General features: G+C 36.7%; 14 protein-coding genes. All 14 read left to right on the forward strand.

Annotated features, from left to right (window positions below):
- The 14 genes from ACJJIB_RS05685 (at position 1) to ACJJIB_RS05750 (ending at position 26,432) form a co-directional block, all read left to right on the forward strand.
- Positions 1 to 2,157, forward strand: a complete 2,157-nt coding sequence (locus ACJJIB_RS05685) for a glycosyltransferase family protein (RefSeq protein WP_444888146.1) — start codon at positions 1 to 3, stop codon at positions 2,155 to 2,157.
- 609 nt (positions 2,158 to 2,766) lie between these two features.
- The gene (locus ACJJIB_RS05690; protein ID WP_444888147.1) at positions 2,767 to 3,981 is read left to right on the forward strand and encodes a sulfotransferase domain-containing protein; all 1,215 of its coding nucleotides are present in this window, start codon (positions 2,767 to 2,769) and stop codon (positions 3,979 to 3,981) included.
- 9 nt (positions 3,982 to 3,990) lie between these two features.
- Positions 3,991 to 5,058, forward strand: coding sequence for a hypothetical protein (locus tag ACJJIB_RS05695; RefSeq protein WP_444888148.1), 1,068 nt, complete (start codon positions 3,991 to 3,993; stop codon positions 5,056 to 5,058).
- A gap of 213 nt (positions 5,059 to 5,271) precedes the next feature.
- The gene (locus ACJJIB_RS05700; RefSeq protein WP_444888149.1) at positions 5,272 to 6,987 is read left to right on the forward strand and encodes a heparinase II/III domain-containing protein; all 1,716 of its coding nucleotides are present in this window, start codon (positions 5,272 to 5,274) and stop codon (positions 6,985 to 6,987) included.
- Positions 6,988 to 7,023: 36 nt separating this feature from the next.
- A complete protein-coding gene (locus tag ACJJIB_RS05705; protein ID WP_444888150.1) occupies positions 7,024 to 7,788 on the forward strand; it encodes a sulfotransferase in 765 nt (254 codons plus the stop codon).
- Positions 7,789 to 7,917: 129 nt separating this feature from the next.
- Entirely contained in the window at positions 7,918 to 8,613 is a 696-nt protein-coding gene (locus ACJJIB_RS05710) for a CatB-related O-acetyltransferase (protein ID WP_444888151.1), read from the forward strand.
- A 436-nt stretch (positions 8,614 to 9,049) separates the two neighbouring features.
- Complete coding sequence (locus tag ACJJIB_RS05715) at positions 9,050 to 13,396, forward strand: coiled-coil domain-containing protein (RefSeq protein WP_444888152.1); 4,347 nt, start codon at positions 9,050 to 9,052, stop codon at positions 13,394 to 13,396.
- 44 nt (positions 13,397 to 13,440) lie between these two features.
- Positions 13,441 to 16,374, forward strand: a complete 2,934-nt coding sequence (locus ACJJIB_RS05720) for a glycosyltransferase (RefSeq protein ID WP_444888153.1) — start codon at positions 13,441 to 13,443, stop codon at positions 16,372 to 16,374.
- A gap of 120 nt (positions 16,375 to 16,494) precedes the next feature.
- Positions 16,495 to 17,436, forward strand: a complete 942-nt coding sequence (locus ACJJIB_RS05725; RefSeq protein ID WP_444888154.1) for a sulfotransferase domain-containing protein — start codon at positions 16,495 to 16,497, stop codon at positions 17,434 to 17,436.
- A 107-nt stretch (positions 17,437 to 17,543) separates the two neighbouring features.
- Complete coding sequence (locus ACJJIB_RS05730; RefSeq protein WP_444888155.1) at positions 17,544 to 19,748, forward strand: glycosyltransferase family 2 protein; 2,205 nt, start codon at positions 17,544 to 17,546, stop codon at positions 19,746 to 19,748.
- A 707-nt stretch (positions 19,749 to 20,455) separates the two neighbouring features.
- Positions 20,456 to 22,228, forward strand: a complete 1,773-nt coding sequence (locus ACJJIB_RS05735; protein ID WP_444888156.1) for an SLC13 family permease — start codon at positions 20,456 to 20,458, stop codon at positions 22,226 to 22,228.
- A gap of 34 nt (positions 22,229 to 22,262) precedes the next feature.
- A complete protein-coding gene (locus ACJJIB_RS05740) occupies positions 22,263 to 23,183 on the forward strand; it encodes a glycosyltransferase (RefSeq protein WP_444888157.1) in 921 nt (306 codons plus the stop codon).
- Between the two features lie 29 nt (positions 23,184 to 23,212).
- On the forward strand, positions 23,213 to 25,225 hold the full coding sequence (locus ACJJIB_RS05745) for a capsule polysaccharide biogenesis protein (protein ID WP_444888158.1): 2,013 nt from the start codon (positions 23,213 to 23,215) through the stop codon (positions 25,223 to 25,225).
- A 136-nt stretch (positions 25,226 to 25,361) separates the two neighbouring features.
- The gene (locus tag ACJJIB_RS05750; RefSeq protein WP_444888159.1) at positions 25,362 to 26,432 is read left to right on the forward strand and encodes a phytanoyl-CoA dioxygenase family protein; all 1,071 of its coding nucleotides are present in this window, start codon (positions 25,362 to 25,364) and stop codon (positions 26,430 to 26,432) included.
- Positions 26,433 to 26,573: the final 141 nt, after the last annotated feature.

Raw genomic sequence — 26,573 nt, forward strand, 5'->3', positions numbered from 1 at the left:
ATGAATAAGAAAGTCTTATTAGTATCCTGGCATTTCCCACCATACAAGAGTTCATCTGCATTTAATTTGTTCAAGAGATTAAAAGATACTGGGTATGAATACGATGTGCTTCAGATCAAAAGAAAGCAACAACCTGATAACGTAGGTATGTTTAAGTATGCAGCGAGTAAGTTTAATCGTTATGAAATTGAGGTACCTATTGAAAACGCTCGTGATGGAGAAGCACGAACTCTGTATGTTGAAAAAGTACTCGATTACTACAATTGTTTAAAATGTCATAATCATTACTCAGTAATGGTTTCTCATTCGCATGAGATTGCTTCACATATGGCTGCGATGGCAATCAAGAAGTTAAATCCAAAATTACGCTGGGTCGCTTCTTTTGGCGACCCTATTGCTGCTAATCCTTATAATGAGTTTTATCAGTTCCCTCTACTTAAAGAAGATAGTCAAATAGAGGCGCTCGTCTTACAACAGGCAGACCGCATTGTTATCACTAATTCTTACCAAAAAAAATTAGTAAATAGATCATTAGAAAATCCGTTAGATGATGAAAAATTTTATGTATTGCCTCACTGTTATGATGAGCGTATGTACCAAGCTGACTTAATTCACTATAGAAAAAGTGAATCTAAAGTATTCAAATTTATGCATGTTGGGATGTTGTATAAATTCAAACGTACTTCTGAGCCATTTATACTTGGTGCACAACGTCTGCTGCTAAAGCATCCTGAACTTAGAGGTCGTTTTGCTTTAGAGTTCTATGGTGCAAATGATCGTTATATTGAAGCCGCAGAAGATTATGGACTGGAGGGGGTAGTTAGTTTCAATGGAACTATAAGCTACTTGGAAAGCTTAAGAAAAATGACTGAGGCAGACTGTTTGCTGTTACGAGATGCTGACTTCAGCGATCAAGGTCTCAAAGATACGCCATTTTATCCTGGGAAACTTGCCGATTATCTTGGTGCTAAAAAGCCAATAGTGGCAGTTACCATGAAAACGGGCTGTGTTCCAGATATGCTTAAAAAAATAGGCGGAGCCTCTTTAACTGAAGAGAATATCGAAGGGATCGCGGACGCTATGTATGACGCACTACATGGTCATTTAAGTATCAATAATATCGAGGCAGAGCGTTTTTCCTATCATAACTTGGTGAATCGTGCCCAACAGGCACTTACTTTTTTACAAGACAAGAAAAAGATACTTATTGCTGGTCATGACCTAAAGTTTGCAAAATTTATCATGAATGCTATTGAGCAGAGTTCTGACTTTGAACTTTTAATTGATAAATGGCAAGGGCATAACAAACATGATGAGGAGCAAAGCTTCAAACTCCTCAATGAGGCAGATACTATTTTTTGTGAATGGGGTTTAGGAAATACCGTTTGGTATTCCAAGCATAAAAAATCAGGTCAACGGTTAATTACTAGGTTGCACCTTCAGGAGATTACAACTCGAAGTCCAGAGAAATTTAACCATGATAGTATTGATAACTATATTATGGTTTCACCTTACTGGTATGAGAAATTTGTAAGTGAATTTTCTCTCAAAAGAGAAAAATGTAAGATGATCTATAATTTAGTAGATATTAAACTTCTTGATAAAGCTAAAAATCAAGAAGCTAAGTTTCATTTAGGCATGATTGGTGACGTACCTCAACGTAAGAGGCTGGATAGAGCTCTCGATATTTTTGAGAACCTTTATAACTTGGATCAGAGATATAAACTCTTTGTGAAAGGAAAGCGCCCAGAGGAATATCCTTGGATGCACTCAAGATCACGCAGATCAGAAATGGACTACTATCGTAAACAATACAAAAGAATAGAAGATAATGGATGGAAAGATAATGTCATCTTTGAAGGGCATGGACCTATAGATTCTTGGCTTCAGAAAATTGGTTATATTCTATCTGTGAGTGATTTTGAGAGTTTTCATTTAGCTCCTGCAGAAGGATTAGCTTCGGGTGCGATTCCAATTATTTTTAATTGGGATGGTTCATCGACGATCTATCCAGAAAAATGTATAGTTGAAACCACTGAGCAAGCTTGTCAATCTATACTTCAAAATAGAAACCTGTCATCCCATGATGCAAAAAAGTACGCCACTGATAGATTTTGCTCTAAATTTAACTCTCAATTGATACTTAACTATTTATAGTTTTTAAAAGAAAACCACAAAAATTATTTAAAATGTCTTCTAAAAGATTAATTCGAGTTTTATCGAACCGTTTTTTTAAGATTGGAGTTATAATCCCTTTTTTTGAGGTTGAAATATTAAAAATCTATTGTAAGAGGGTTGATGAATATTCCAGAGAAAATTGTACATTTCATCAGACATAGTTTTCTTATTTCTTTCTTAATACTTCTCTGAGATATCAGAATAATATAAGAATTTTCAAGGGATATTGTGCCGTATGAAAAAATAGAAATCCGAAGACTGTAAAAATATATTCTTTGTTCACAAAGAGATCTGAAATTTATCATTTAAAGTGATGGGCGATACTACATAATAAAAATATTGTTAATAACCGATTAAAACTACAAAACAGAGACTATAAATGAGACAATTAACTCTTATTTTAATAAAGTAAAATTTCATAAAGGCATGCCTGAAGATAACCATTACTTTATCATTACTGCTCTGTGTTTTGAGCGCATAAAAAATATACATTGTTACTTATTTTGCAAGATCTTATCAAGTTCAACTTAGAGAAAAATATTCTGATAAATTCTATCAAGAACATGATTTATATTTTTGGAGAAAGCTATGCAAGATAGCGATATTTTAAACGTTTTGATTTCTTCAACTGAAGAATATCGCAACGAGGATTTAGAGAAATTTTATTTAAATAATTTTGATCATATAAATAAGCTTATTGAGGAAGACGACCCAAAGTTACTCAATATCTCTGCTGACTTTCTTATGTCTATAAAGAGCTTCAAGAAGGCAAGTTACGTCTGGAGAAAAATATACAACAATACAGGTGGACGTATAAAGCAATATCGGCTCGTCAAGATGATTAGATGCTTATACTATTCAGGCGATATTGCTGCTGCAAGATTTATTATTCGTGAAAAATTAAGCGATGAATTAATAACAGACAAAAATAAAGCAGTTTTATTTTCTGTTATGGCTGAAAGTGGTGATGATTACTATTTAACATTTCTTGGCAAAGGTATTCAAGCTGAAGATTTAGATGATCCATTTTTTAAAGAAAGATCAGCCTTGCTTTGTGTCGATCAAAGACCTGAAGTCTTTTTGGAAAAAAAATTTATTTTTGTAAGTGGCACTCCGAGATCTGGAACCACATCTCTTGGTGCTTTTTTAAACACTCATAATAAAATATGCATGGCTACAGAAAGATATGGACCAGGTAATGGTTATTCAAAGTCAATGCTGAGCAGAGATATAATTTTCCATGAAGAAGGTTATAAGGAAAAATATAACAATCTTTATAATAAATATAACTCATCAATATATATTGGTGATAAGAGACCCAATTTTTTAATGAGCTGGGGTTTAACAAAGAATAATTTTGAACCATCTGACATCAAAGTTATACACCTTTTTAGGAACCCGTATTTTGTTGCAGAAAGTTATTTTAAAAGAGCAAAAAAAAATGCAGTTGGTGAAGATGCATGGAGTTCAAAGAATATCACCCCTAGGGATCAATTTGTTGCTTGTTGGGATTACAATATAAACAACAAAACTATAAGAGAGCTCATGACTGATGGAAAATTTTCAGAAAGTTTCCTTTACGTCATTAGTGAAAACCTCTATTCGAAGGAATCTAACCTTCTTGATATTTTTGATTACTTGGGACTGGCTATTAATGATGAAGTTAGGATGGAAGCCAAACGTCAAGTTGAAAAGTCTAAGATGCTAGGCGGTGATAGAGATATATCAAATGAAACTATTGATCTTGTAGATAAACATTTTGACTTCAATTTATTTCATCAAGTGAAAAGATACAGCATATAGGGATAAAATATGCGAAAGTGCATTTTACATATTGGAATGAGTAAATCTGGAACATCTTTTATTCAAAGGTCTTTAGAGTTAAATAAAAAGAATTTAACTTCCAATGGATTGGTTCCATTCTTTAGGCCTAGAGTTTTACCCGCTTGTTTCATTGAACCAAATTGTAAAGTGTCAATATTTAGAGAATTGGGATTGAAAAACTATAATGAAATTAAGCAATTCCAACGTAACAGACTTGAAATGATCACGAAAAAATTAAAAAAATCAAAAAACGTAATATTTTCCAGTGAATGGTTATGTGGTTTTGGTGAAGAACAAATATCTTCTCTTTATAAATTTATAGAACCTTATTTCGATGAAGTCAATATTGTGGTTTATTTTAGAAGACAGGATAGATATGCCACAAGTTTATATAATTTGAGTTTAATAACGGGTTCAACCAATTCTGAGATAATCCCATCGAAAGACGCTCTAAATTTTAGGTATAACTATAGTGAAATTTTGAACATTTGGCGTAAACAATTTGGAATCTCTGCGATCAAGCCAAGAATTTTTGAGAAAAATCTTTTTGTAAAGAAAGATTTTTTCTATGATTTTTTCCGTCTGTGTGGACTTAAAAATATTTCAAATTATAAAAAACCAGACGTTTCTAATGAGTCTTTAAATCCTGCTGCTCAAGAATTTCTTAGGATTTCCAACAAATTCTTATTAAGATTTAACGATAATAAGCCTAATAAAAATAGAAAAGAAATAATTAAGATTCTTAAATCAAATTTCTCTGGAAAAGGAAGGCTTCCTAGAAGAGATATAGCTATTGATTTCTATAATAACTTTAAGGAAGCCAACAGAAAAATGTTCAAAGAATATTCTTTTGGTGATGCTAAAGGTTTTAATAATAATTTTATGGAATATCCAGATTCTGAAACGTCCCAATTCACCGATGAAGAAATCTTCCATGTTTTTTCAAAAGTTAAGTATCATCTAAAAAAAATTGAGCGGGATGATCTGTCTCACATCTTGGATAGATCGCTTAAGAATGAGTTAGAGGATCGCACTCTTGACAAAATGGATTTTTAAAATTAACAAAAGTTACAGTGTAAGAAATAACTTATTTATAACTTTAAAAAACTTTTCAAAAAAAATACAAAAATCAGTAATTTATAAATCATAGAATATAAAACATAAATCTTTCATAACATATGACCATATAAAAAATTATTAAAATCAAAACCTAGAAATTCAAAAAAGAAATTTTCTTATTAAATGTTCAAGGTATTATGAGGCCTTGTTATGAAAATCAATTTTTATAATGCTGAAAAAATCCTCAGATTGACACCAATCGGTAAAAAAACAATTTCTATTGCAGATGACATTCTTAAAAATAAAGTTAGACTGTCTCCTGTTTTATCAAATATCCAAGTTAATGATCTCAATGAACTCTGGGAAATGCGTTTTGAATCCGCGCAAACAACCTATTCATTATACACTTATACTTTCCATCCTGTCTCATATTTACTTAATGCGTATGAGGTTTCGGAGAATGAAGTCTACTTAGAGAGAGCAATAGCTTATGTAAATAGTTTTATTAAATGGGAAGCCCAAGAGAAAAAAAATATAACAAAGTCTATGAGAAGAGTTTTACTGGGTGATCATGCTTTTTCTAATAGAACACAATCTCTTTGTTATCTATTATCATGCCTAATTCATGCAAATAAAAAAATACCACAATACATTATAAGTACTCTACTATCTAATGGAGAGTATCTATCAGATATTTGTAATTACAAACATTACAATCATGGCTTGATGATGGATATTGCTTTATTGGGTTTAGTAAGCACTTTTGAAGGGAACAATATTTCTTATCCAACCCATTTCAAGAAAAATCTCATTTCTCGACTAAGTCATTCATTAACCAGAGATTTAACTGAAGATGGGGTACATATTGAAAATAGTCCCGGATATCATTTTTGGATTTTAAGGTTTTTAAAGAAATTAAAAGAACCTCTATCCGTTTTAGATCCGTCACTACACAAAAAAGCCTCTTGCTCTCTGAGGAAAGCTCAAGAGTATGCAAGTCTTATTGTACGACCAGATGGTACAGTTCCTACAATTGGTGATACACATGCAGGTGTTAAATATAAATGTTCAAAAGGCTTAAAAAGTGAGTTCCTTAGAGATGCAAATAAAGTAATTTTTAGGGACCCGACGGATAAAATATGGGCTTATTTTAGTTCTGGCTATAAAACTCATGTACATAAGCATGGAGATAATGGGGTCTTTAACCTTTATTACAAAGGTACAGATATTTTAATTGATCCAGGCTTTTTAAATTACGAAAATTCTATCAATTCATTAAAACTGAAGAAAACATCTTACCATAATACTGTAAGACCAAAAGGAGAAAATCAGACAATCAGAAAAGTAAATATCGCAATAAAAAATCAAAGTTATAAAGAGAACATAGGTGGATCTGAAATTATTGGGTTTAGAGATTTTGGTAAATATGAAATAGCTCTAGCAAGAATTTCAGATTATGATTTATGTTTTATTGTTCGAATGATATGTTGGATAAAACCAGGTGTTTTTTTAATTTATGATCAACTTGAAGGCATATCAAAAGGTATAGAGCAGTATTTCCATATTGGACCCGAATTAACTATTAATGTAATTAATCAAAATGTAAATCTGTTAAACAATAACAAAAAATGTATCTGCCAAATAAAACAATTTACTTTTAATGATGAAAGCAATTATGAAACTGATTTTCCAGTAGCAAAAATTATTCCTAGTTTCCATGCAAAAAAATTTAACCTTAAAAAGGATAGCCAAAGAATTGTTTTTGAGTCAAATAAAAATTATTTTTTAACAATGATCCAACTTGATCATAATAATGAAGTAAAGATTTCATACGCATCAAAAAAACATTCTAAAATTAATTTGCTGGTTTCCGGTGAAACTGTTGAACTTGATCTAAATTTCTTTAACCTAAATCTTAACTATTAGTTATCACTTGCATTAAGCAAAGGGTTTGATTTAATTATGAATAGTCCACCAGTAATTATTTTAGGGAACCCAAGAAGTGGAACCAGGATGTGTGCAAATGTTCTGAATCTTCATCCTGATATTTGCATAACAAACGAGTTTCATAATGTAAGAATGTTAATGAGGCGTGTTGATAGACTAATCACTTCTTCTATGATGAAGAATGTTGAACCTAGTACGTTACCAATTAGAAAAGAATTAATAGTTAAAAGTTACTGGCTTATTCGATCAAATCTAAGACAAATAGAGAAATCATATACAGCAAAAATTATTGGCAATAAAACACCAACCGCTGAAAGTTACTTTGAAATATATGAAAATATATTCTCTATAAACAAGCCTATTTATGTATATTGTGCACGCAACGCTCATGACGTCTTAAGGAGTATTAAAAATCTGAAGAATATTAGATGGAATAGCCTTCCTTTTAATGATTTATTTGAAAAATATAAAGTTAGTTTTCGCAATTTTTCTAAATTAAAGACAAGATTCCCCAAAAGGGTTTTTATTGTTAATGTTGACCTATACCCCAAAAAACCTCTATTTTATTTCTATAAGCCAATATTTGACACACTTGGTATTGACTGCAATGAGGAATTTATTGGAAAAATTAATACAATGTTACCCCAAAACACTATGCAAAATGTAAAAAAAAGAACCAAGGACCTTACACCCATCGTAGAGCTTACTGATGAAGAAGAACAGATCATTTCTTCTTGTGAAGAATATAGAAAAATACAGAAAACATTTTTCAGACTGTAAATCCAGGTTAGTTTTTTTGTTACACGTAGGTTAGGAATCAACGATTTTCATTACAATTATTAAACATGATCTTTAAGAAAGTAAAACTATTAAAAAAATTTCTCTTATATTCATGTGGAGTTTGATCTTGTGACACATTCTAAAGCTCTGCTACTGGAAAAACTGGAGAATTTTTTGTCGGAGCTTCCTTCGCTTCCAAATTCATTTTCTATTCCTATTCGTTCCAGAGATTGTGCAAAGAATGGCGTAAAAAGATCTAATGCGCCTAAGTATGCTTTTTTTGAGGAGTCTATCAGGCTTAATTCACCTGTACTAGAAGGACAATATAAATCATTTATTGGCGCTCATTCTTACATGGGCGACGGTGGTTATATAAAACAGAGCTTTATTGGGCGTTATTGTTCAATTGGGCGACGTGTATCAATTGGCCCAGGTTCTCATGTTATGACAAATTTAACAACTTCCCCAAACTTGTCAAAAAAGGAGCTTAAAAAACCCACAGTACTAGAGAATGATGTATGGGTTGGTGATGGTGCGGTTATTTTGCCAGGAGTAAGAGTAAACCTGGGTGCTGTAATTGGTGCAAATGCGGTAGTTACTAAGGATGTCAAAAGCTTTAGTGTGGTTGGCGGAGCACCAGCAAGGCATATAAAGTATCGCGTTGATCCTTCACTATTCACTTCTATTATAGAGAGCTGTTGGTGGGAATTTTCTAAAGAGATTTTGGTAGAAATGAAAAATCTAGAGATACAAGACCGATTAAATGTTCTTAAAGCGTTCAATATTAAGGACTATAAAAACTATGAGACTTTTCGTCTAATTTAACTTTATGAAGCACAACTAACCTTGCCAGCCAACGCGAGTTTTAAATAGTTCTAAAAAGAGTATTAATGCTTCAAGTATGCTATATAATGTGTTGTATAAGTGATCGCCTAATGTTTAAGGACAATCGATTTAAAATCGAATTAATTTTTCTAATTTGAATCATAGCTATAATTAAAATCTAATTTACTTAGATTCTGCCTTTATTAATTTTTGTTTCATTTGATGCCAATTACTAGGCATACCGTTATCTGGATTAAATTTGCTAGTTTTTCTATAAATACTTTCAAAGAAGAATCTACTAACACATTATATTTGAGGGTAAAATTCTACAATAACAAGACACATCACTATCATTTGTAATTGTTGCTTAAACAAGGCTGGGCTGTAAACATATTTACTTTGAATGGTATCAAATGCCGACAGGGGAAGTGAAAAAATGCAATCCGATTTGGCGATAAAACCTGCGATTAATTCTTTGGCCCAAAGTTCCATGTTCTGGAAACCAGGCTTCCTACGCTCATCTCTGTGGCTGGAGCATGTTCCTTTCTTATTTTGGTTGATGGAAGCCCATCAACCACGAACAGTAATAACTTTGGGAATAGAATCCGGCGTCGCGCATTTTGCACTTTGCCAAGCGGTTCAAAGACTTCATTTGGATACTCGGTGTTACGCTACCTGTAAAAAGCAAGGCAAGAATACCACCTCTTTAGAGGCTGAGGCATTAGCCTATCATGATCTGCATTTTGACAATTTTTCTTTTTTACTTGATAGCTCATCAATGAGAGCCGCAGGTCAGTTTGAAGATTCAAGTATCGAGCTTTTATTATTAAACCCAACAGCTGATGAAGATCTAGACGGGCTGTTAGCATGCTGGAAGTCAAAGCTGTCTGCTCGTGGCCTCATTCTTATTCCTGGCATATCGAAGAGAATCCCAGGACATGAGAGGCCCAAATCGTTTGATTCTTTATCAAAGGATAACGCTACTTTTGTCTTTCAACATGGAGAGGGTTTGGGCGTTGTCTCTATGGGACGTGAGTTAAATCCATTACTCACTAAACTTTTTGAGAATTGCCAACCAAATTCAGCTTTGCAAGTTATTAGAGACGTATTTTCACGTTTAGGTAGAACCTGCAAAGATGCCTTACAGGCTGGAGAATATCTACAAAGGGCGAGAGTATTAGAATTAAATCTTGTAGAACAGGAAAATAAGATTAAGGAGTTAAATGAAAATTATGAAATGACTCGATCTGAATTAGAGTCCAGAAGCCAAGAATTAACTGGTTTCAACCGACGTATGGAGCTGGCTTTGGCAGATCATGCCCAAGAGCAAGGACGTTTGTCTGAACGGGTTGTTATACTTCAAGAATTACGTGATGAACTTAAAACCGAGTTGGCACAACTTCGTGAACAGCTTAATGAACAGTACCGACAGTCGGATGCTAGGAACCAGAAGCTTTTACAATTACAGGTAATTAATTCAGATCAGCAACAAGAATTGACAAACTATAAGATACGTTATGACTCAAATGAGGGGGCGGTTACCAGAGCACAAGATGAGCAACGACGCATCCAGGAAATGTATGAACTGAAGAAGGAAGAAAGCAATAATCTCTCAACTCGTGTTACAGAACTTGAGCAGCATCTTACTGACCAATGCGAAGAAACGGAAAAAATAAAAAAAACAAATCTTCAAATTGAATCTAATAATAAATCTTACAAAGAGAAAGTTGTTGAACTTGAAGCTAAATTAAAATTGATAGATTCCGAAAAATCTATTGAGCAGCAATCTCAAGAAAAGAAGTTACAGGAATTATCTGAATTAAAACTTAAGCTAGAAAAAGCACTTAATAGCCTGCATAAGCAGGAAGAAATGTTGAATACTCAACGAACTTTAAATGAAGGATTGAAATCTGCATTAGCTGAGAAAGATCAGCAAAAGCAACAAGCACGGGCACAAGTCGAGAAACTAGAGCATAAGATTTTAGAACTTGAGCGTAAATTTGAGAATGCTTGTGTAGAGAAAAATAAGCTCGGCCAAGAAATAGAATCGTTACATAATGAAAAAAAGAACTGGCAAAATACTAATACTTATGTCAAGCAATTAGAGATGGAGATTTCAGAGCTTGGCCGTAGCTCTGAAAATCTTAATATTGAAAAATGTGAGTTAGAAGAAAAAATTCATGCATTAAAAATCAATGAGCAAAATTATCTAGAATCTCTGGATCTAAAAAATAAATTAGAAAAAAACCATTCTCTATTGAAGAATAAGTATAAGAGTATTTCCATAGAGAGGCGTGAACTAAAAGAACAGGTTAGTAAACTTGAAGAAAATCAAAAGTTAAGAAAAGAAGCAGAAAGTCGAGTTTCTCTCCTAGAGAACGCCCTATCAAAAATTGAGCTTAACTTCAAGAGTGCAAATACGAAGAAGAATGAGCTTGAAGAACAAGTATGTGAATTTCAAGAGAAAGAGAAATCTTGGAAAAAAGTACATTCTCAAGTGGTGCAACAAGAAACTATTATTTCTGATCTAAAACGTAAACTTGAAAAGAATAATATAGAGAAAGATAAGTACAAAGAGCAGATTGGGTCTTTACTAGAGAAACAGAAAACTTGGCAAGAAACAAACGATCGAGTACGGTGTTTAGAAAAAACTATTACAGGTCTTAAAAATAACGCTGAAGTTAATGCAGCTGAAAAGGATAAAGTTGAGGGGCAGCTTCAGAAGCTCCATGAAAAAACTAAAGTCGAAACTTTAGAAAAACAAAAACTTGAAGAAAGGATTGATAGTTTAAATGACAAGAATAAATTTCTACAAGGTAAATATGACAACTTAAAAGTTCTAGAAAAAGATTATGTCAATCTCAAACAAAAATACAAAAACATATCTATAAATAAATGTCAGTTAGACGAACAGCTTAAAAAGCTTCATTCAGAACAGAAGAAATGGCAGCAGACAAAAGAACATGCAGATTCTTTAGAAAATAAAATCATTGAAGCAGAAAAAATAGAGAAGTGTATTACAAAAGAACGGAATCATCTTGAGGATCAGGTCCGTATTCTTAGGGCAGAAGAAAGGCAATGGCAAGAAACACAAATCCATGTAAATAAATTAAATAATAATATTTCAGAAATTAAGAAAAAATCTGAAACCCTTGCTCTTGAAAAAGAGCAGCTTGAACAGAAGTTTCTTAATCTTAAAAAAGAAAAAAATGATCTTATTGATAAAGTAAAAAATCTTGAAGAAATTCAATACAATCTACAACAGGCTCAAGATCGCATCGTAAAGTTTGAGAACGACTTTAAGATTCTAGAAAATAAATTATTGAAAGCTGAATGTATAGAAAAGGATTTAGACGAGTGGATACAAGCTTTTGAGGAAGAAGAGGAGCAACGGAAAAAGTCACAAATTTTCGCAAAACGTTTAGAGCAAGAACTCGCTGAACAATCTCGTGAGACTAAAAAGCTATCTAATGATAAAACAAAGCTAAAAGAGAGAATAATTCTTCTAGAAAAAAAACAACTTCATTGGCAGAAAATTGAAAACAGTAATCGTCAACTTATAGAGAGTCTCGAAGAATATAAACATAAAAATGTTGATCTGGTTAAAGAGAAAAGTGAAATTCTTGACCGCTGTCAAACTCTTAATAAAGATTGGAAGCAGTCTCAACTGTGTACAGATAAATTAAGCCTGGAAGTTGAGAAGCTTAAGCTAAAACTTGAAGATGAAGTCGCTAGTAAAAATTCCAATGAGAAGCGATTAAAGTCTCAGGAAGAGACTCTCATTCATAAAAATACACTTTTAGAAGATAGTAAAAGAAAGTTAAAAGAGCTTACGAATTCCCTTGATAGGTCTCAAAAAGAGAAGCTGATATTAAAGTCAAAATATGAACAAGAATTCACAAAATTAAAGGAAAAAATACAGCGGTTAGAGAGTTCAATTGAGCTGTTAGAGAAAACAATAAAATCGCAGAATGCAAATCTTGAGATACTGAAGAAATCTGAAATCTCTCAATGCAAGGTGATTGATAGTTTAAGGAATGATTTAGCCGAGAAAAATTCTCAGTGGGAGAAAGTTCAGAATCGTACACAGTTACTGGAAAAATCCATTAAGTCCTCTGAGGAGAAATTCAATCAGGCCAGTCAAATAAAACGTGATCTTGAGAAGGCTAGAGAAGATTTGATCCTACGATGTAAGAGCCTTGAAGAGGATCTTAGCACTGTAAAAATCGAAAGAGATAATCTTTTACAAACTAAACAGCAACTACAGCTTCGTGTCCAGTCACTGAAATCAGATCTTTCTGATGCGAAAAATTCTATTGATCAGCGTTTTAAAGAATTAACTTCATTGACCCGTTTACTTGAAGAAAAAGAAAATACATTAGCCCTTCATGAGTATGAAGCAATAGAAAATAACGATGATGAATTGGACGTTAAGTCATCTAGTAAGAGTAAGGCTTTTGTGATTGGTTTTCCTTTTGGTAAGTACACTAAGAAAGTTCGCAAACAAAAAAGAGAGCTGAACCAAATTAATAAATCAGGATTATTTGATTCTGAATGGTATTTAAACTCATATCCAGATATCGCGCAGGATAAAAACTCAGCAAATAACCCTGCTTTACATTATTTAAAAATGGGTGCTTTCGAAGGTCGTAACCCCGGACCAGACTTTAATAGCCAATGGTATCTTGATAGTAATCCCGATGTCAAAGATAGCGGATTTAACCCATTAATCCATTATATTTCAATGGGTAAGGATGAAGGCCGACAGCCACTTCCTTGTTGATCAGAACGATTACTGTGATGCTTATAAAGCGCCTATGGCGCATATTGTCCAAGAAATGTTTAAAAATTTCCCCATTGAGGGAAGATGATCTTTACTTTACTGAAGAGCAATTCGATTCTGAATGGTATTTAAAAACGTATCCAGATGTTGCCGCAGCAGGTTTCGATCCTTGGATTCATTATATTAAACATGGACGTTTTGAGGGTCGACGTCCTTATCGAAATCGTGCTATAGCATGGGAATATCATCTATGGGGGGGGGGGCATAGGTTACTTCTGCCTCGTTTAGAAAAGGCTTTATTGGATCCAAATACTATAACTCAAGAGCGTCAATATATAGCCTGGGCTATAGCGCGTTGGTATGCTGCTCATCAGGAGTGGTTAAAGGCATTGAACTCTCTTAAGCCATTCCTATTTGATCATTTTTTATACCCTTCTCATGCGGGCCCCTTGCTATTGCTGTTTGAATCTGCATTACGATGCGATCAATTAAATTTAGCTCTAAAAGCCTTTCATATATTAGCTCAGAGATTCCCCGACCAAGCCGATGTCCTGCTTGCCGAAGTCAATTTACTTTCTAATAATAATTTCGCTACTGATAAATACTTGAGTGAGCGACGCTTAAAAGTAATCAATAGTATTTTCACAAAGTATGGATTATGTAACCTTGTTAGTCGCAATAGTGAAATATTGAGTCTAGATTCTCTTGACCCTAAAGCTGATATATCCACAATTTATGTCAAGAGTGGGCCAAAAGTATCGGTGATTGTACCTGTCTATAATGCTCAAGAAACTGTGTTAAGCGCGCTTCGATCATTGTGTAAGCAGACCTGGAGAAATCTAGAAATACTTGTCATTGATGATGCAAGCGAAGATGATACATGGCGTTTACTACAAACCTTTGAGAATAATATTCACTCTAATAACGGAGTGAAAATACGCTTATTACGTCATAAAAAAAATTTAGGTGCTTACGCAGCTCGTAATACTGGTCTTTCAGTTGCCGATGGTGACATGATTACAACACATGACAGTGATGACTGGTCACATCCACAAAAAATTGAATATCAGGTAAAAGCTTTATTATCAGCGCCTGATAAAGTCGCTTGCACATCTCATTGGGTACGAAGTAACTCGGAATTATATTTTACTCATTGGCGACTTGAGGATAGCTGGATCTATCGCAATGTATCTTCTTTGATGTTTCGTCGTTCGGTTTTTAAAACTCTAGGCTATTGGGATGGAGTTACTATCAATGGGGACACCGAATTTTACTTTAGAATTGAAAATGCCTTTGGTAAGGAATCATTAATAGAAGTTCTGCCTGGTGTGCCTCTTAGTTTTGGTCGCATTTGTGACGATTCTCTGAGTAGATGTAATGAGACAAATCTCCTTACGTGCTTTCACGGTGTCAGAAAGGACTACGAAGACGCTGCTAAGCGTTGGCACTCAGGAGCTAAATCGCCAAAAGATCTTTATTTACCATCCAATCCTAAATTTCGTTACTTCCTGGCACCCTCTTCGATATGCTCTGAAGAAAAACCTGTAAAAAATTTAAACCCGTTGGATCTTGTGCAGCAGTCGGGTTTTTTTGATGTAGCTTGGTACCTGGAGCAATATCCAGATTTACAGGATTCACAACTGAATTTGTTAGAACACTACTGCTTCATTGGTTCTTTAGAGGGGAGGGATCCGGGCCCAGAGTTCAGTACCACTGGTTATCAATATCATGTATCAGAGTCAGAGATAGGCAGTCAACCTATAATATATCATTTTTTGACGATAGGGTTAATGCAAGGACTAAAACCTATTTTAGAAATACTTGGTGCACAGAGTTATCGACCATCGGGATTGAATCTCTTAGTTTGTGCACATCAGGCAGGAAAAAATCTTTTCGGCGCGGAACGTAGTTTATTAGACGTGATAGCTGTTTTAAATAATTTAGAGGTTAATGTGACCGTAGTATTACCAAACGCTATAAACACTGACTATGTTGATACGATTAAATCTATGGTACGTGCTGTGATAATTCTACCCTATGGTTGGTGGAGGGCAGGGCGATTGCCCAATTCTCAAACCATGGCACATTTTGAGCGATTAATAAACAAGTATAATATTCATGCAGTGTATACTAATACTTTGGTCCTCGATGAACCATTACTTTCGGCTCGCGCTGCAGAAGTTATTACCATAATTCATGTACGAGAACTTCCATTTCATGATGAGGCTTTATGTAAGATATTAGGGGCAAATCCAACATTAATAACAGAACGTGTTAGAAATTTATCTGATATCACAATTGTAAATTCCAGGGCTGTTGAGAAGGAAATTGCGTCAAGTAATTCTGTATTAGTGCCCAATATGGTAGATATTACCAGGTTTGATCTGGTGCGTCAGATTAATATTTCTGAGGACAAACTCATATGTATCGCTTTAATTAGTAATAATCTACTAAAAAAAGGTTTAGTAGATTTTGTAAATATAGCTGAGATACTTGAACAAAGATCTGTTCCTGCTGTTTGTAAATTAATTGGACCTGAAAATGATTTCATTAGGGACTTACGAGCAAGGCAACGCAGTGGAGAGATTTCATCGTATCTACAGTTTACTGGATATATACCCAGCCCGCAGGATGCTTTGGCCGAGGCTGATATTGTAGTGAATTTGTCCCATTTTCAAGAGTCTTTCGGACGTACTGTATTGGAAGCCATGGCAGCAGCACGCCCGGTAGTCACCTATGACTGGGGAGCTCTATCGGAATTAGTCGTTGAGGGGGAAACAGGATATCTTGTCCCATTCGGTGAAGTAGAAGCTATTGTTGAACGATTGGTCAGGCTTATTCAAGATGCAGAATTGAGACTAAGAATGGGATTGGCCGGTAGGCGACATGCAGCAAACAAGTATAGTTTTGATAACAATGTTGTTTGTTTTAAATCAATTTTGCGAAAAATAGATCTTCTATCAGTACATACATCTTAGTATAAAAGATTAAATTTTTTAAAATTTTATATTCAGAGAAAAATGAATTTTGTCCCAACTGAGGAGCTACCTCTTGGCTATATTTATATTCATGATAAAAGATACGTGTGAATAGTTTGTATGCGAATTCTAATTTACGGCTTGAGTAAGTCGGGTACCACGTTCTTGCATACGATAATAAAAAATTCTATGGAGGAATATCTTAGAGAAAATGTTCAAGAAGTTTTTGAGCCATTTGACATTCAAATGAAAGCTGGTGTAATACAGTATGTAAAGGAAGGCATAAGTAAAACTGTTAAATCTCACGAAAATGAAATTGTAAAAACCTTACTAGATTCTGGAATAACGCCTAAACAGATATTAGCTCATCAAAATTTTTATGATAAAAAAATTTTCATTGTTAGAGATCCACGTGATAGGTTTATTAGTCAGATACTCTATAGATGGCACTGGGCACATCGACCAGATAAAGTTAAATTTGAGCGAACCCTCAGGTTAGTCAGATATAAGGAACTCAATCCAAAAGATATTCCTGCTACCTTTTTGTTTAATCAGAATCCAAATTTCTACCCAGTTTTTTCAGGAAAAATGTCTGATACCTATTTGAGAGCTTTAAGGTTTCTCAAAAGGGCAAGCAAGGATTGGCTCATCCTCAAGTATGAGGATCTTATCGATGGGAATGTTGAAAAATTACAAGATTATCTCTCTTTTCCAATTTTAAAGAATATTTCTGTTGATGAAAATCATAAAGGAGTTGTTAGAAGTAAAGCTTATGGAAATTGGAGGAAGTGGTATACCGATGAAGATGTAGTTTTTTTTAAGCCAATTTTTAAAAGGTATATGCATTATCTGAAATATGACTTTTCAGATTGGCAATTAGAGTATCCTGAGTCGCTTCCTAAGGAGCATGGTTCTGAATACATGCTAAAAATATCTTCTAAAGAAAAATCTATGTTAATCAATACTTTGAACAGCCTTGGGAATACCTCTGGGAATGGAATGTTTAGCTCTGAATTTAGGGCGCTTTTTTCCAAGATTTATAGGGCCGTCAAGTTAAAATAATACTTTTATATTAATTTCTTGACCAAATAATTTTAAGATTTGATTTCTTTGGAGCTGCGACGCTGTGATAACCAGTATGAAAATAATGGGGACTTATGGAGTTGTATATGAAGACTAAGTGCTCAGGAATATCCGTTCCACATTTAACTAGATACGACTTACGTCCTCTACTGCGCCCGCTTCAAGGGCTGCACGCAGGGGTTGATATAGATGGCTATGTGATAAAAAAAACGAGTGATATTCAACCTAAATTTGCTATTGATAGTAAGTACTTTTCACGTGGTTGGTATATGGTGGAAGTTTTATTAGAGTCTGATCAAAGCTATTTGGATGCTGCTTTTATCCTGCAGCACAATGGCGGGAGGAAATCACAACACCTCCGCTTACCTATTCGTAGTGGTCGTTTATCAAAGCGTCTGCTCTGGTTTGCTAGAGGAGGGGAAGAATTACAATTTTCTCCTGCACAAAGTAAATGTTACTTAAAAATTCATCATTTAATTCTGGTTCGTGTATCTTTAATTTTCGCACGTGACAGAATGCGTTCGCGCTTAAAGCGCCGTCATTTACGAGTACCATTCAGGTTGGCCAATCGATGGGCTAATTATGATGCGACATTTAGACCTTCAGGTGGACGCGTATCCTATCGAGATTGGGTTAAAAAGATTGAACCTACTTTTTGGCCAAAGACACTTACATCCTGTAATAGTGTAAAATTTATACTATTAATGCCGATTGAAAATTCTGATTCCTTGGAGAATGTAAGATGCACAATCAGTTCAGTATTGGCTCAAGACTATAAATTGTGGCAAATTTTGCTTATGCCTTTAGGCGTTATTGGCAAAACCGTTTTAAATAATCTGAATGATTTCGTTAGTGCTGATAATAGAATCACTTTGATTGATAGATCTATATATGAATCGGTATATCCATCTTTATTTTACTCAGATACCTATCAGTTACTATGTCCTCCACGAGCTCTACTTGCATCCAAAACACTTACCTGTTTACTGCATGTTTTAAAGAGCAAGCCTCATGCGAAGGTTATCTATGCAGATGAGGATTTACTTAATGAGGCAGGAAAAAGATGTTTGCCTGATTTTAAACCAGCTTGGAATCCAGATCTTTTCTTTTCTAGGAATTATATCGGTGAGTTTATTCTTTTTGCTCCTGCTTTGTTGGATTCTGATGAAATTTATGATTTTTTTTCAAGTCAGGCTTGGGATTACTTATTTTTTCTTAAGGCACTACGAAAGCTAAAAGACCCTCAACGGGAAATTGTTCATATTCCCAGAGTACTTTTCCATAGGTTAAAAGGAATTACCAGCACAACCTATTTGCCAAGCTGTCAACAAGTTTTAAAGAGTTATTTTAATGATATAGGATGTAGGAAAGTTAAAGTTAGAGTAGCCGATAATCATAGAGTGCTCCGAGTACTCTGGCCTTTACAAAAAGAGGAGCCATTGGTTTCACTCTTGATCCCTACACGAGATATGCTACCGATACTACGTCAATGTATCTCAAGTATTTTAGAAAGAACGACGTATAGAAATTATGAAATAATTATTCTGGATAATCAAAGTATTAATCCTGAAACATTAAGATATTTATCTTCTCTAAAAAAATATTCCAATATCACAGTGCTTCGGTACGACGCTCCTTTTAATTACTCAGCGATCAATAATTTTGGTGTGCAAAATTCTCGAGGCGCGATTATAGGCCTAATTAACAATGATATTGAAGTGATATCACCCGACTGGTTGAATGAAATGGTCACTCATGCTCTTAGGACAGATATAGGTTGTGTTGGCGCCAAACTGTATTATGGCGATGGCCGTATTCAACACGCCGGTGTTGTTGTTGGTCTTGGTAGATTAGCAGGTCATGCCCATAAGTTTTATCATCGCAACGAAGAGGGTTATATGAATCGTTTGATGTGCACACAAAATTTTTCTGCTGTTACAGCGGCTTGTTTAGTGGTCCGTAAGTGTATTTATGAATCTGTTGGGGGGCTAGATGAGGAACATTTTGAGGTGGCCTTTAATGATGTCGATTTCTGTTTGAAGGTTAAGGAAGCTGGTTATCGCAATCTATGGACACCTTGGGCAGAAATGTATCATCATGAATCCATCAGTCGCGGTATTGATAATACTCCAGAGAAACGGGCTCGATTTGATCGTGAGGCAATGAGTTTGAAGACGCGGTGGTCTACAGATGAGGGAAAAGACCCTTACTACAGTCCATTTTTGACTCACACTAGAGAGGATTTTTCTCTAGGCCTTAATGAGAGAACAAAAGCCCCTTTGTGGCGTTGAGTAATCAAATCAGTCGACAAATGTCAGGGGTTATGGTTTGCTCGGTTGATGGTCTTTCAAAACGGCAATATTAACTCTGACTATAGCATTTGAGTAGCTATTCAGGATGCTAAGCGCTCCAGTTTAGGAGTACGAAAAAAAGCTGAAAGACAGCTCGATGAGGGTTAAACTAAAATTTAGGATTTGTTTTAAGCTTCTAAGTCTTTTGTAGATGTAATATCAGTTTACCCTATATCTCAGGTTGACCGAATATGCCGGCTCTATAGAGCTGCCCCTCTAAATTACTCGATCGCGAGATGATTAAGTTCCCAGCTATCAATAAGATTTCGTATATACGATAGTATATAGATTAATAGCTGATACTCCCTATCATACAGCCGCTTTCATACTCATTGCCAAATTTCATATGAGGCTTTAATGAGTGTTCACGGGCGAAATCAATTTATCCTATGATGACCCTCTGGGTTGGTATATTGCTTTATGTGGTCATGTTTTAACCAGATTGTAACTTTCGCGGTGAGAATCATGTTTGCGGTATTGAGAACCGGCTCCCTCATTAGTCTCTCTAAGGAGTTCTCTGAAAAACATGACCGTATGAACTCCTTTGATAGAAGAGCTGAGTTAATCTTGAGGATGGGAGAAAAGCTAATCGTTGGGTGTTGGCAACAGATTTAGTATAGTTTGCCTTTGCCAAAGATATCTATCAGGTGAAGTATCTACCTAGGTTACCAGAGCGACACTCCAACTTTATGACTTTCTCCCAATTCTTTGTTGCCGGCACTTTCGTTCTAGTTATCTTTACTTTGATTTTTAGTCGCGTTCGTCCCTCTCTGGTTTTTGCCTCTGCTGCTACTGTATGTTTTTTGACCGGCTTGGTTCCTGTCGAGTCGGTTCTACAAAAAGCAGTTAATCCCGGCCTGGTGACATTGGTCGTGTTACTACTAATCTCTATTGGCTTGGAGAAAGCACGCTGGCTCAGGGCGATCTCTGATGGATTGATCGGTGGGAGGTTGAAATCCAGCTTACTAAGACTTACTAGTGCTACAGCCTTGAGTTCTGCTTTTTTAAATAATACAGCTATTGTCGCGGCGTTGGCATCCAGCGTTAAGGCTCAGAAGCGCCACCCCTCAGGTAAGCTGCTGTTGCCGTTATCTTATGCGGCTATTCTCGGTGGTACGCTGACACTGATAGGTACCTCCACAAATTTGATTGTGAATAGCTTTGTTCTGGATAGGGGGGAAGCGTCACTGGACTTTTTTGCTTTCCTACCTATTGGTAGTGCTGCGGTTGTGGTCGGGCTGGTAGTATTGTTTCTGTGCAATCGTCTGCTCCCCGAAGGAGGCGCTGTAGAGGAGGAGGCGGCTCAATATTTGTTGGAGGCTGAAGTCACTCCCGCTTCACCGTTGGATGGTCGTAGTGTCGAGCAAAACAATTTGCGCCAACTCGAAACACTTTACCTAATCGAGATTGTCCGTGGAGGGCAGAGTATTAGCCCTGTGGCCCCCACCGAACTTATTCGTAGTGGTGACAAGCTGATTTTTAGTGGTGATGTACGTGACATACAAAGGCTCCAGGCTATAGAGGGGCTGCATTTGTTTGCATTGGATGATGATACTCTGCATATGGACCTGACAGAGGTCGTTCTAACTCCCAATTCCAGCATCGTCAGTGAAACCTTAAAAAGTTGTCAGTTTCGAACTCGTTTCGATGCAGCCGTGGTGGCAATGCGCCGAGGCGGTGATCGCCTGTCCGGAAAGCTTGGTGAGATTGAGCTTCAACCTGGAGATGCCTTACTTTTGGCGGTAGGACAGGATTTTAAGCACCATCGTAATATTGATAAGAACTTCTATGTAATCAGTGGTACTGATGTACAGCGCCAACTAACTTCTAGGGACAGCTGGTTACTGGGGCTGGGGTTCGCGAGTGTTGTGGCAGGATCAGCTCTGGGGTTTTTTTCACTACTAAAAGGCTTGGTGGTATTGCTAGGTTTTATGGTGATATTGAACATCGTTACTACCACTGAACTACAGCGGCGCTTTCCATTCCAGATCTGGATCATTATTGCCAGTGCGTTAGTCTTAGCAGAAGCTTTCTCCGGTAGTGGACTGGCAGATAGTCTTGCTCTGTCAATGCGAGATTCACTCCAGGGGGCCGGGCCATTTGTTGGGGTTATTGGTATTTTTTTGTTAACTCTGTTGTTAACTGAATTGATGACCAATAATGCTGCAGCGGCGCTCACATTTCCATTAGCCTGGAGTTTAGCCGATAGCTTTGGCGTTAGTTGGATGCCGTTTGTGATGGCTGTAGCCTATGGGGCCAGTGCAAGCTTCCTGACACCTTTTGGCTATCAAACTAATTTAATTGTACAAAACTTGGGTGGTTACCATTTACGTGACTTCTTACGTGCAGGCTTACCCCTCACAATTGCCTATTCAATTACAGTTTTGATACTACTGCCAATCATATTTCCTTTTAAGTGATGACCCTATATTTACCTGAACTATTGGAGTATGAATGGAAGTAGTCAGCCGTTGGATCGTTGTAGAGGAGGGGCCTAATCCCTCGACCGATTACTTTGTTATTCCCTACTTACGCAAGCTTGGGGTAAATATCAAGCGCTTGAATTTCAATGAGCTTCCTTCTGAAGGTGAGCTCAAAGGGGCGCAGCTCATTTTTGTACGTTATATTTCTCGTTCCTGGCAATCACTGATACAACAGAATTTAAGCAAGTTATCTGGCGTTTCGGTATTTCTTGATGATGATTTGTTGGATTGGTCGGCCTTCGCGAGGATGCCAGTGCGCTATCAGGCCAAAATCCTGCGCTATAGCTGGTCCAAACAGCGTTGGCTAAAGTCTATAGGGGCGAAATTACTGGTCTCAACTCCATTTCTACAGAATAAATATCGGGATTGGTCCCCTGAATTATTGTCGGCAGAGCCACTGGATCTAGATAAAGGACAGCAACTTTCTATTTTCTATCATGGATCAGCGTCCCACTATGAGGACATCAACTGGCTCTATCCAATTATCAAAGAAGTAATGGCAGAAAATCCGGATCTGAGCTTTGAGATTATTGGGGATAAACATGTAAATCGTTTATTTAGTTGTGTACCAAGAGTACGGGTACTGTACCCCATGAAATGGCCTACTTATTTATCCTTGCTACGGAGGCCGGAACGTTCTATAGGCTTAGCTCCTCTCTTGGACAGCCCCTTCAATAGGGCAAGATCCCATACCAAATTTTATGATATTACGCAGGCAGGTGCGGTTGGCATTTATGCGGAGGGGGATATCTACGGTAAGGTGGTTCGACATCAGGAGAATGGAATTCTATTGCCTATGGAGCCATCACTCTGGATAGAAGGCATTTTACAATTGGCAGCTGATGATGCTTTAAGAGGAAAACTGCTGAGTGAGGCAAAAAAATGCCTGTAGTTGGGCACTGCTCTTTAGGGCTTAGCAGAATGCGTACCCTAGAGCGTTTTCTTGGTGCTAAGTGTCAATATGTATTTTCCAGGCCTAATAGAAACGTAAGCCAAATGGTGGGCTGGGGGCTCAAGGCTACGTCGATAAAAGCAAAGCGAATAGCCACACGGAATGGACTTCCTTACTTCTGTATTGAGGATGGTTTTTTACGCTCTCTGGGATTGGGAGTGGAGGGAGCACAAGCGCATAGTTTGGTCATGGACTATAGCGGTATTTATTACGACGCCTCTCGCCCCAGTGATCTTGAGGGCTTGATCAGTGCGAGTGATTTTAGCGTTGAAGAACTCAATAGGGCTGAAAATGGACTTCATCTTCTTCGTACCCACCGTTTGTGCAAATATAACAAATCGGTTGACATCCCTCTGGATTTAGCAGATGAGCGTCCGGCGATCCTGGTGGTAGACCAGACTTATGGTGATATATCAATAACCGCTGGGTTGGCTTCCGAGAGGCACTTCCGGGAAATGCTGCGAAGTGCGATTACTGAAAATCCAGGTGCTGAGATCTGTGTCAAAGTGCATCCTGACGTTATTTCAGGCAGAAAACGTGGTTATTTGCAAGAGCTTGCAAAGCAAGAAGGCTGTAGGATTATTGGACAGGATTTATCTCCATGGTCAATATTTGACCGCGTTGAAAAAGTCTATGTAGTTACCAGTCAGCTGGGTTTTGATGCATTGATCGCAGGTAAGGAAGTGCACTGTTTTGGTGTTCCTTTCTATGCAGGCTGGGGGCTTACAAAGGATCGCCAGCTTGTTAACAGACGCAATGTAAAACGAACACTGGCTGAAATTTTCTGTGCGGCCTATCTTCGCTATTGCCGTTATATCAATCCTTATACGGGTGTTATATGCGAATTTGAAGATACGTTGTCATTGATTTTGGAACAAAAAAGACAGTGGCAACGTTTTCAGGGGACATGGTTAGGAATTGGATTTTCCCCATGGAAACGTAGTTTTATTCCCAATTTTTTGGGGGATAAATCTAGGATTACTTTCTTCAAATCTCTTGATAGGGCTGCAATAACCAGACCTAATACCAATATTTTGGTGTGGGCCAGTAAGGTTACAGATACTTTGGTTGAGCAGTGTCAACAAAATCAATTAAATTTATGGAGAATTGAAGATGGTTTTCTACGCTCAGCGGGTTTGGGTGCTGACCTGGTAAAACCAAGCTCATTGGTGCTGGATGCGTGTGGTATTTATTTTGATGCCCGCTATTCCAGTGATCTGGAAGTGTATCTCAATAGTGCTAGATTTCCATCGGAAAGTTTAATTCAAGCAAAAATATTGCGAGATAATTTAATAAATAAAAGAGTAACTAAATATAACATTGGTCGAGAATTGTCACCTTATGAGCTGGAGATTCCGAGGGGTAAAAAAATTATTCTAATTCCCGGTCAAGTTGAGAGTGATGCTTCCATTGCCACTGGATCGCCACTAATAAAAAGTAACTATGCTTTGTTGAAAGAGGTGAGGACGAGAAATCCTAGTGCCCATATTATCTATAAGCCCCACCCAGATGTTGTTGAAGGTGCAAGAGAAGGGGGGATGCCTGTAGGTGCAAAATCCCTTTACGACAGTTTAATTGAAAAAGGTGATATTTCTCTGCTTTTGGATAAAGTGGATGAAGTGCATACCATGAGTTCACTGTGTGGTTTTGAGGCTTTGTTGCGAGAAATCAAAGTGGTAACTTATGGGCTTCCTTTTTATGCTGGTTGGGGGCTTACAGAAGATATACTTCTCAGTGCGCCAGTATATGACGCTTTCGATTTTCAGTCTTTTAAACTTCGGCGGCAAAGAGTGTTAAGTTTGGAGCAATTAATCGCTGGTACTCTACTTTTCTATCCTGTATATGTGGATCCGGTGAGCGGTGAATTTATTGATGCAAAAACCAACATTGAGATCTTGCAAAAAAACCGCAAATCTGAACAATCGGCGAGCTTTTTCTTGCAGATGTTTCGTTGGTATCGGAGTCGATTTTTAAAGTATTAAATTTCAGCTCAATACTTTTTATCTATTGATGTGGCAACAAATATAAGTCGGTTTTGAGTGTTTGACTTTGTTGGGCCTCCCTCTTTTTTGTGGGGGTTAAAACCTGCTTAGAACATATTTTAATTTGGGGAGTGTTATGTGGCGTTCTATGGTTGGGCTAAGCTGGAAAGTACCAAAGTGGATTTTTGAGTTGCTCAGCTGGGGTAAAAGCTTTAAGAATAATCCCCTGCTGGGCAATAGCTTTTTAAATCGCTGTGGGTTACATGTGATCAGAGTTATTCTGGCCCACCTGCTTTTTCGATTTCGTCTTTTACTATTATCTCCTTTGGTCTCCTCAGAAGATCGACGTGAATTCATACGTAATGGTTATTTACTTAAGAAAAATTTTCTTTCTCAGGCTGAGTTTCAGCGCTTGACTAAAGAGTTGATTGAGCTGAAGGCCCCTGTCAGAGAGGTTATTGAGGGAACTACCATTACTCAACGGGTCTTTATGGACTCTACGGAGAGAGCTAAAACACCAAACTTTCAAAGGCTTTATTCCCATAAAGGTTTGGATAGATTGATGCGTTATTGCTCTTCAAAGAATCGACCACCACTCTTTTATATTGAAAATTTATGTAACCATGCGAACGTCACTCCACGTCCAGATCCTCAGCGGGATTTGCATGCAGACACCTTTCATCCATGTGTAAAAGCCTGGTTATACATAGATGATTCTTCAGATACTAATGGCTCATTTGTTTATGTTCCCGGTTCCCATCGGTTGACATGGAAGCGGCTCAAATGGGAATACAGGCAGAGTTTGGAAGCATGCAAGAAAGGAGCCGATCGTGCTCCAGGGCGCTATTGGGATGGCTCATTTCGCGTAAGTGCTCAGGAACTGGCTGAAATGGGTTTTAAAGCGGAGAAGCTATCCGTGCCGAAAAATACGCTTATCATTGGCAATGTTTATGGTTTCCATTGCCGTGGTAGGGCGCTACAAAAGTCACACCGAATGACGGTTTGGATGCAGGCGCGTGATAACCCATTTAACCCCTTGTTCACCCCTTTTCCGAGATCAACAGCGTTGCTATTTGAGTGGATATGGAAGAAGGCGTTGAGGAAGATTGATAGCCGGAAAACAGAGGGAGGAGAACAGAGTAACTATTTTGGTACCTTTAATCGTGCTAAAAGTGTGATGGCTTCCAAAATACTTGAGTCTGAATAATTCTGAGTGCAATCGATTGAAATACATTTTATTTTAAGTTGGGTCTGTAGTGCAGAGAAAAAGTTAGCTCTTGAAAAAGTGAGCGCGCATCAAGTGATTTGAAATATATTAGAGGATTTTAAACCTGCTAGAGACGAACAT

The sequence above is a fragment of the Microbulbifer mixtoriginis (SeqCode) genome, assembly GCF_052467705.1.

What these genes read in the sequence shown, in the direction of transcription:
- ACJJIB_RS05685 (WP_444888146.1), top strand. Translation starts at nt 1, where the DNA reads ATGAATAAGAAAGTCTTATTAGTATCCTGGCATTTCCCACCATACAAG.
- ACJJIB_RS05690 (WP_444888147.1), top strand. Translation starts at nt 2,767, where the DNA reads ATGCAAGATAGCGATATTTTAAACGTTTTGATTTCTTCAACTGAAGAA.
- ACJJIB_RS05695 (WP_444888148.1), top strand. Translation starts at nt 3,991, where the DNA reads ATGCGAAAGTGCATTTTACATATTGGAATGAGTAAATCTGGAACATCT.
- ACJJIB_RS05750 (WP_444888159.1), top strand. Translation starts at nt 25,362, where the DNA reads ATGTGGCGTTCTATGGTTGGGCTAAGCTGGAAAGTACCAAAGTGGATT.
- ACJJIB_RS05730 (WP_444888155.1), top strand. Translation starts at nt 17,544, where the DNA reads ATGAAGACTAAGTGCTCAGGAATATCCGTTCCACATTTAACTAGATAC.
- ACJJIB_RS05715 (WP_444888152.1), top strand. Translation starts at nt 9,050, where the DNA reads ATGCAATCCGATTTGGCGATAAAACCTGCGATTAATTCTTTGGCCCAA.
- ACJJIB_RS05705 (WP_444888150.1), top strand. Translation starts at nt 7,024, where the DNA reads ATGAATAGTCCACCAGTAATTATTTTAGGGAACCCAAGAAGTGGAACC.
- ACJJIB_RS05745 (WP_444888158.1), top strand. Translation starts at nt 23,213, where the DNA reads ATGCGTACCCTAGAGCGTTTTCTTGGTGCTAAGTGTCAATATGTATTT.
- ACJJIB_RS05700 (WP_444888149.1), top strand. Translation starts at nt 5,272, where the DNA reads ATGAAAATCAATTTTTATAATGCTGAAAAAATCCTCAGATTGACACCA.
- ACJJIB_RS05740 (WP_444888157.1), top strand. Translation starts at nt 22,263, where the DNA reads ATGGAAGTAGTCAGCCGTTGGATCGTTGTAGAGGAGGGGCCTAATCCC.
- ACJJIB_RS05725 (WP_444888154.1), top strand. Translation starts at nt 16,495, where the DNA reads ATGCGAATTCTAATTTACGGCTTGAGTAAGTCGGGTACCACGTTCTTG.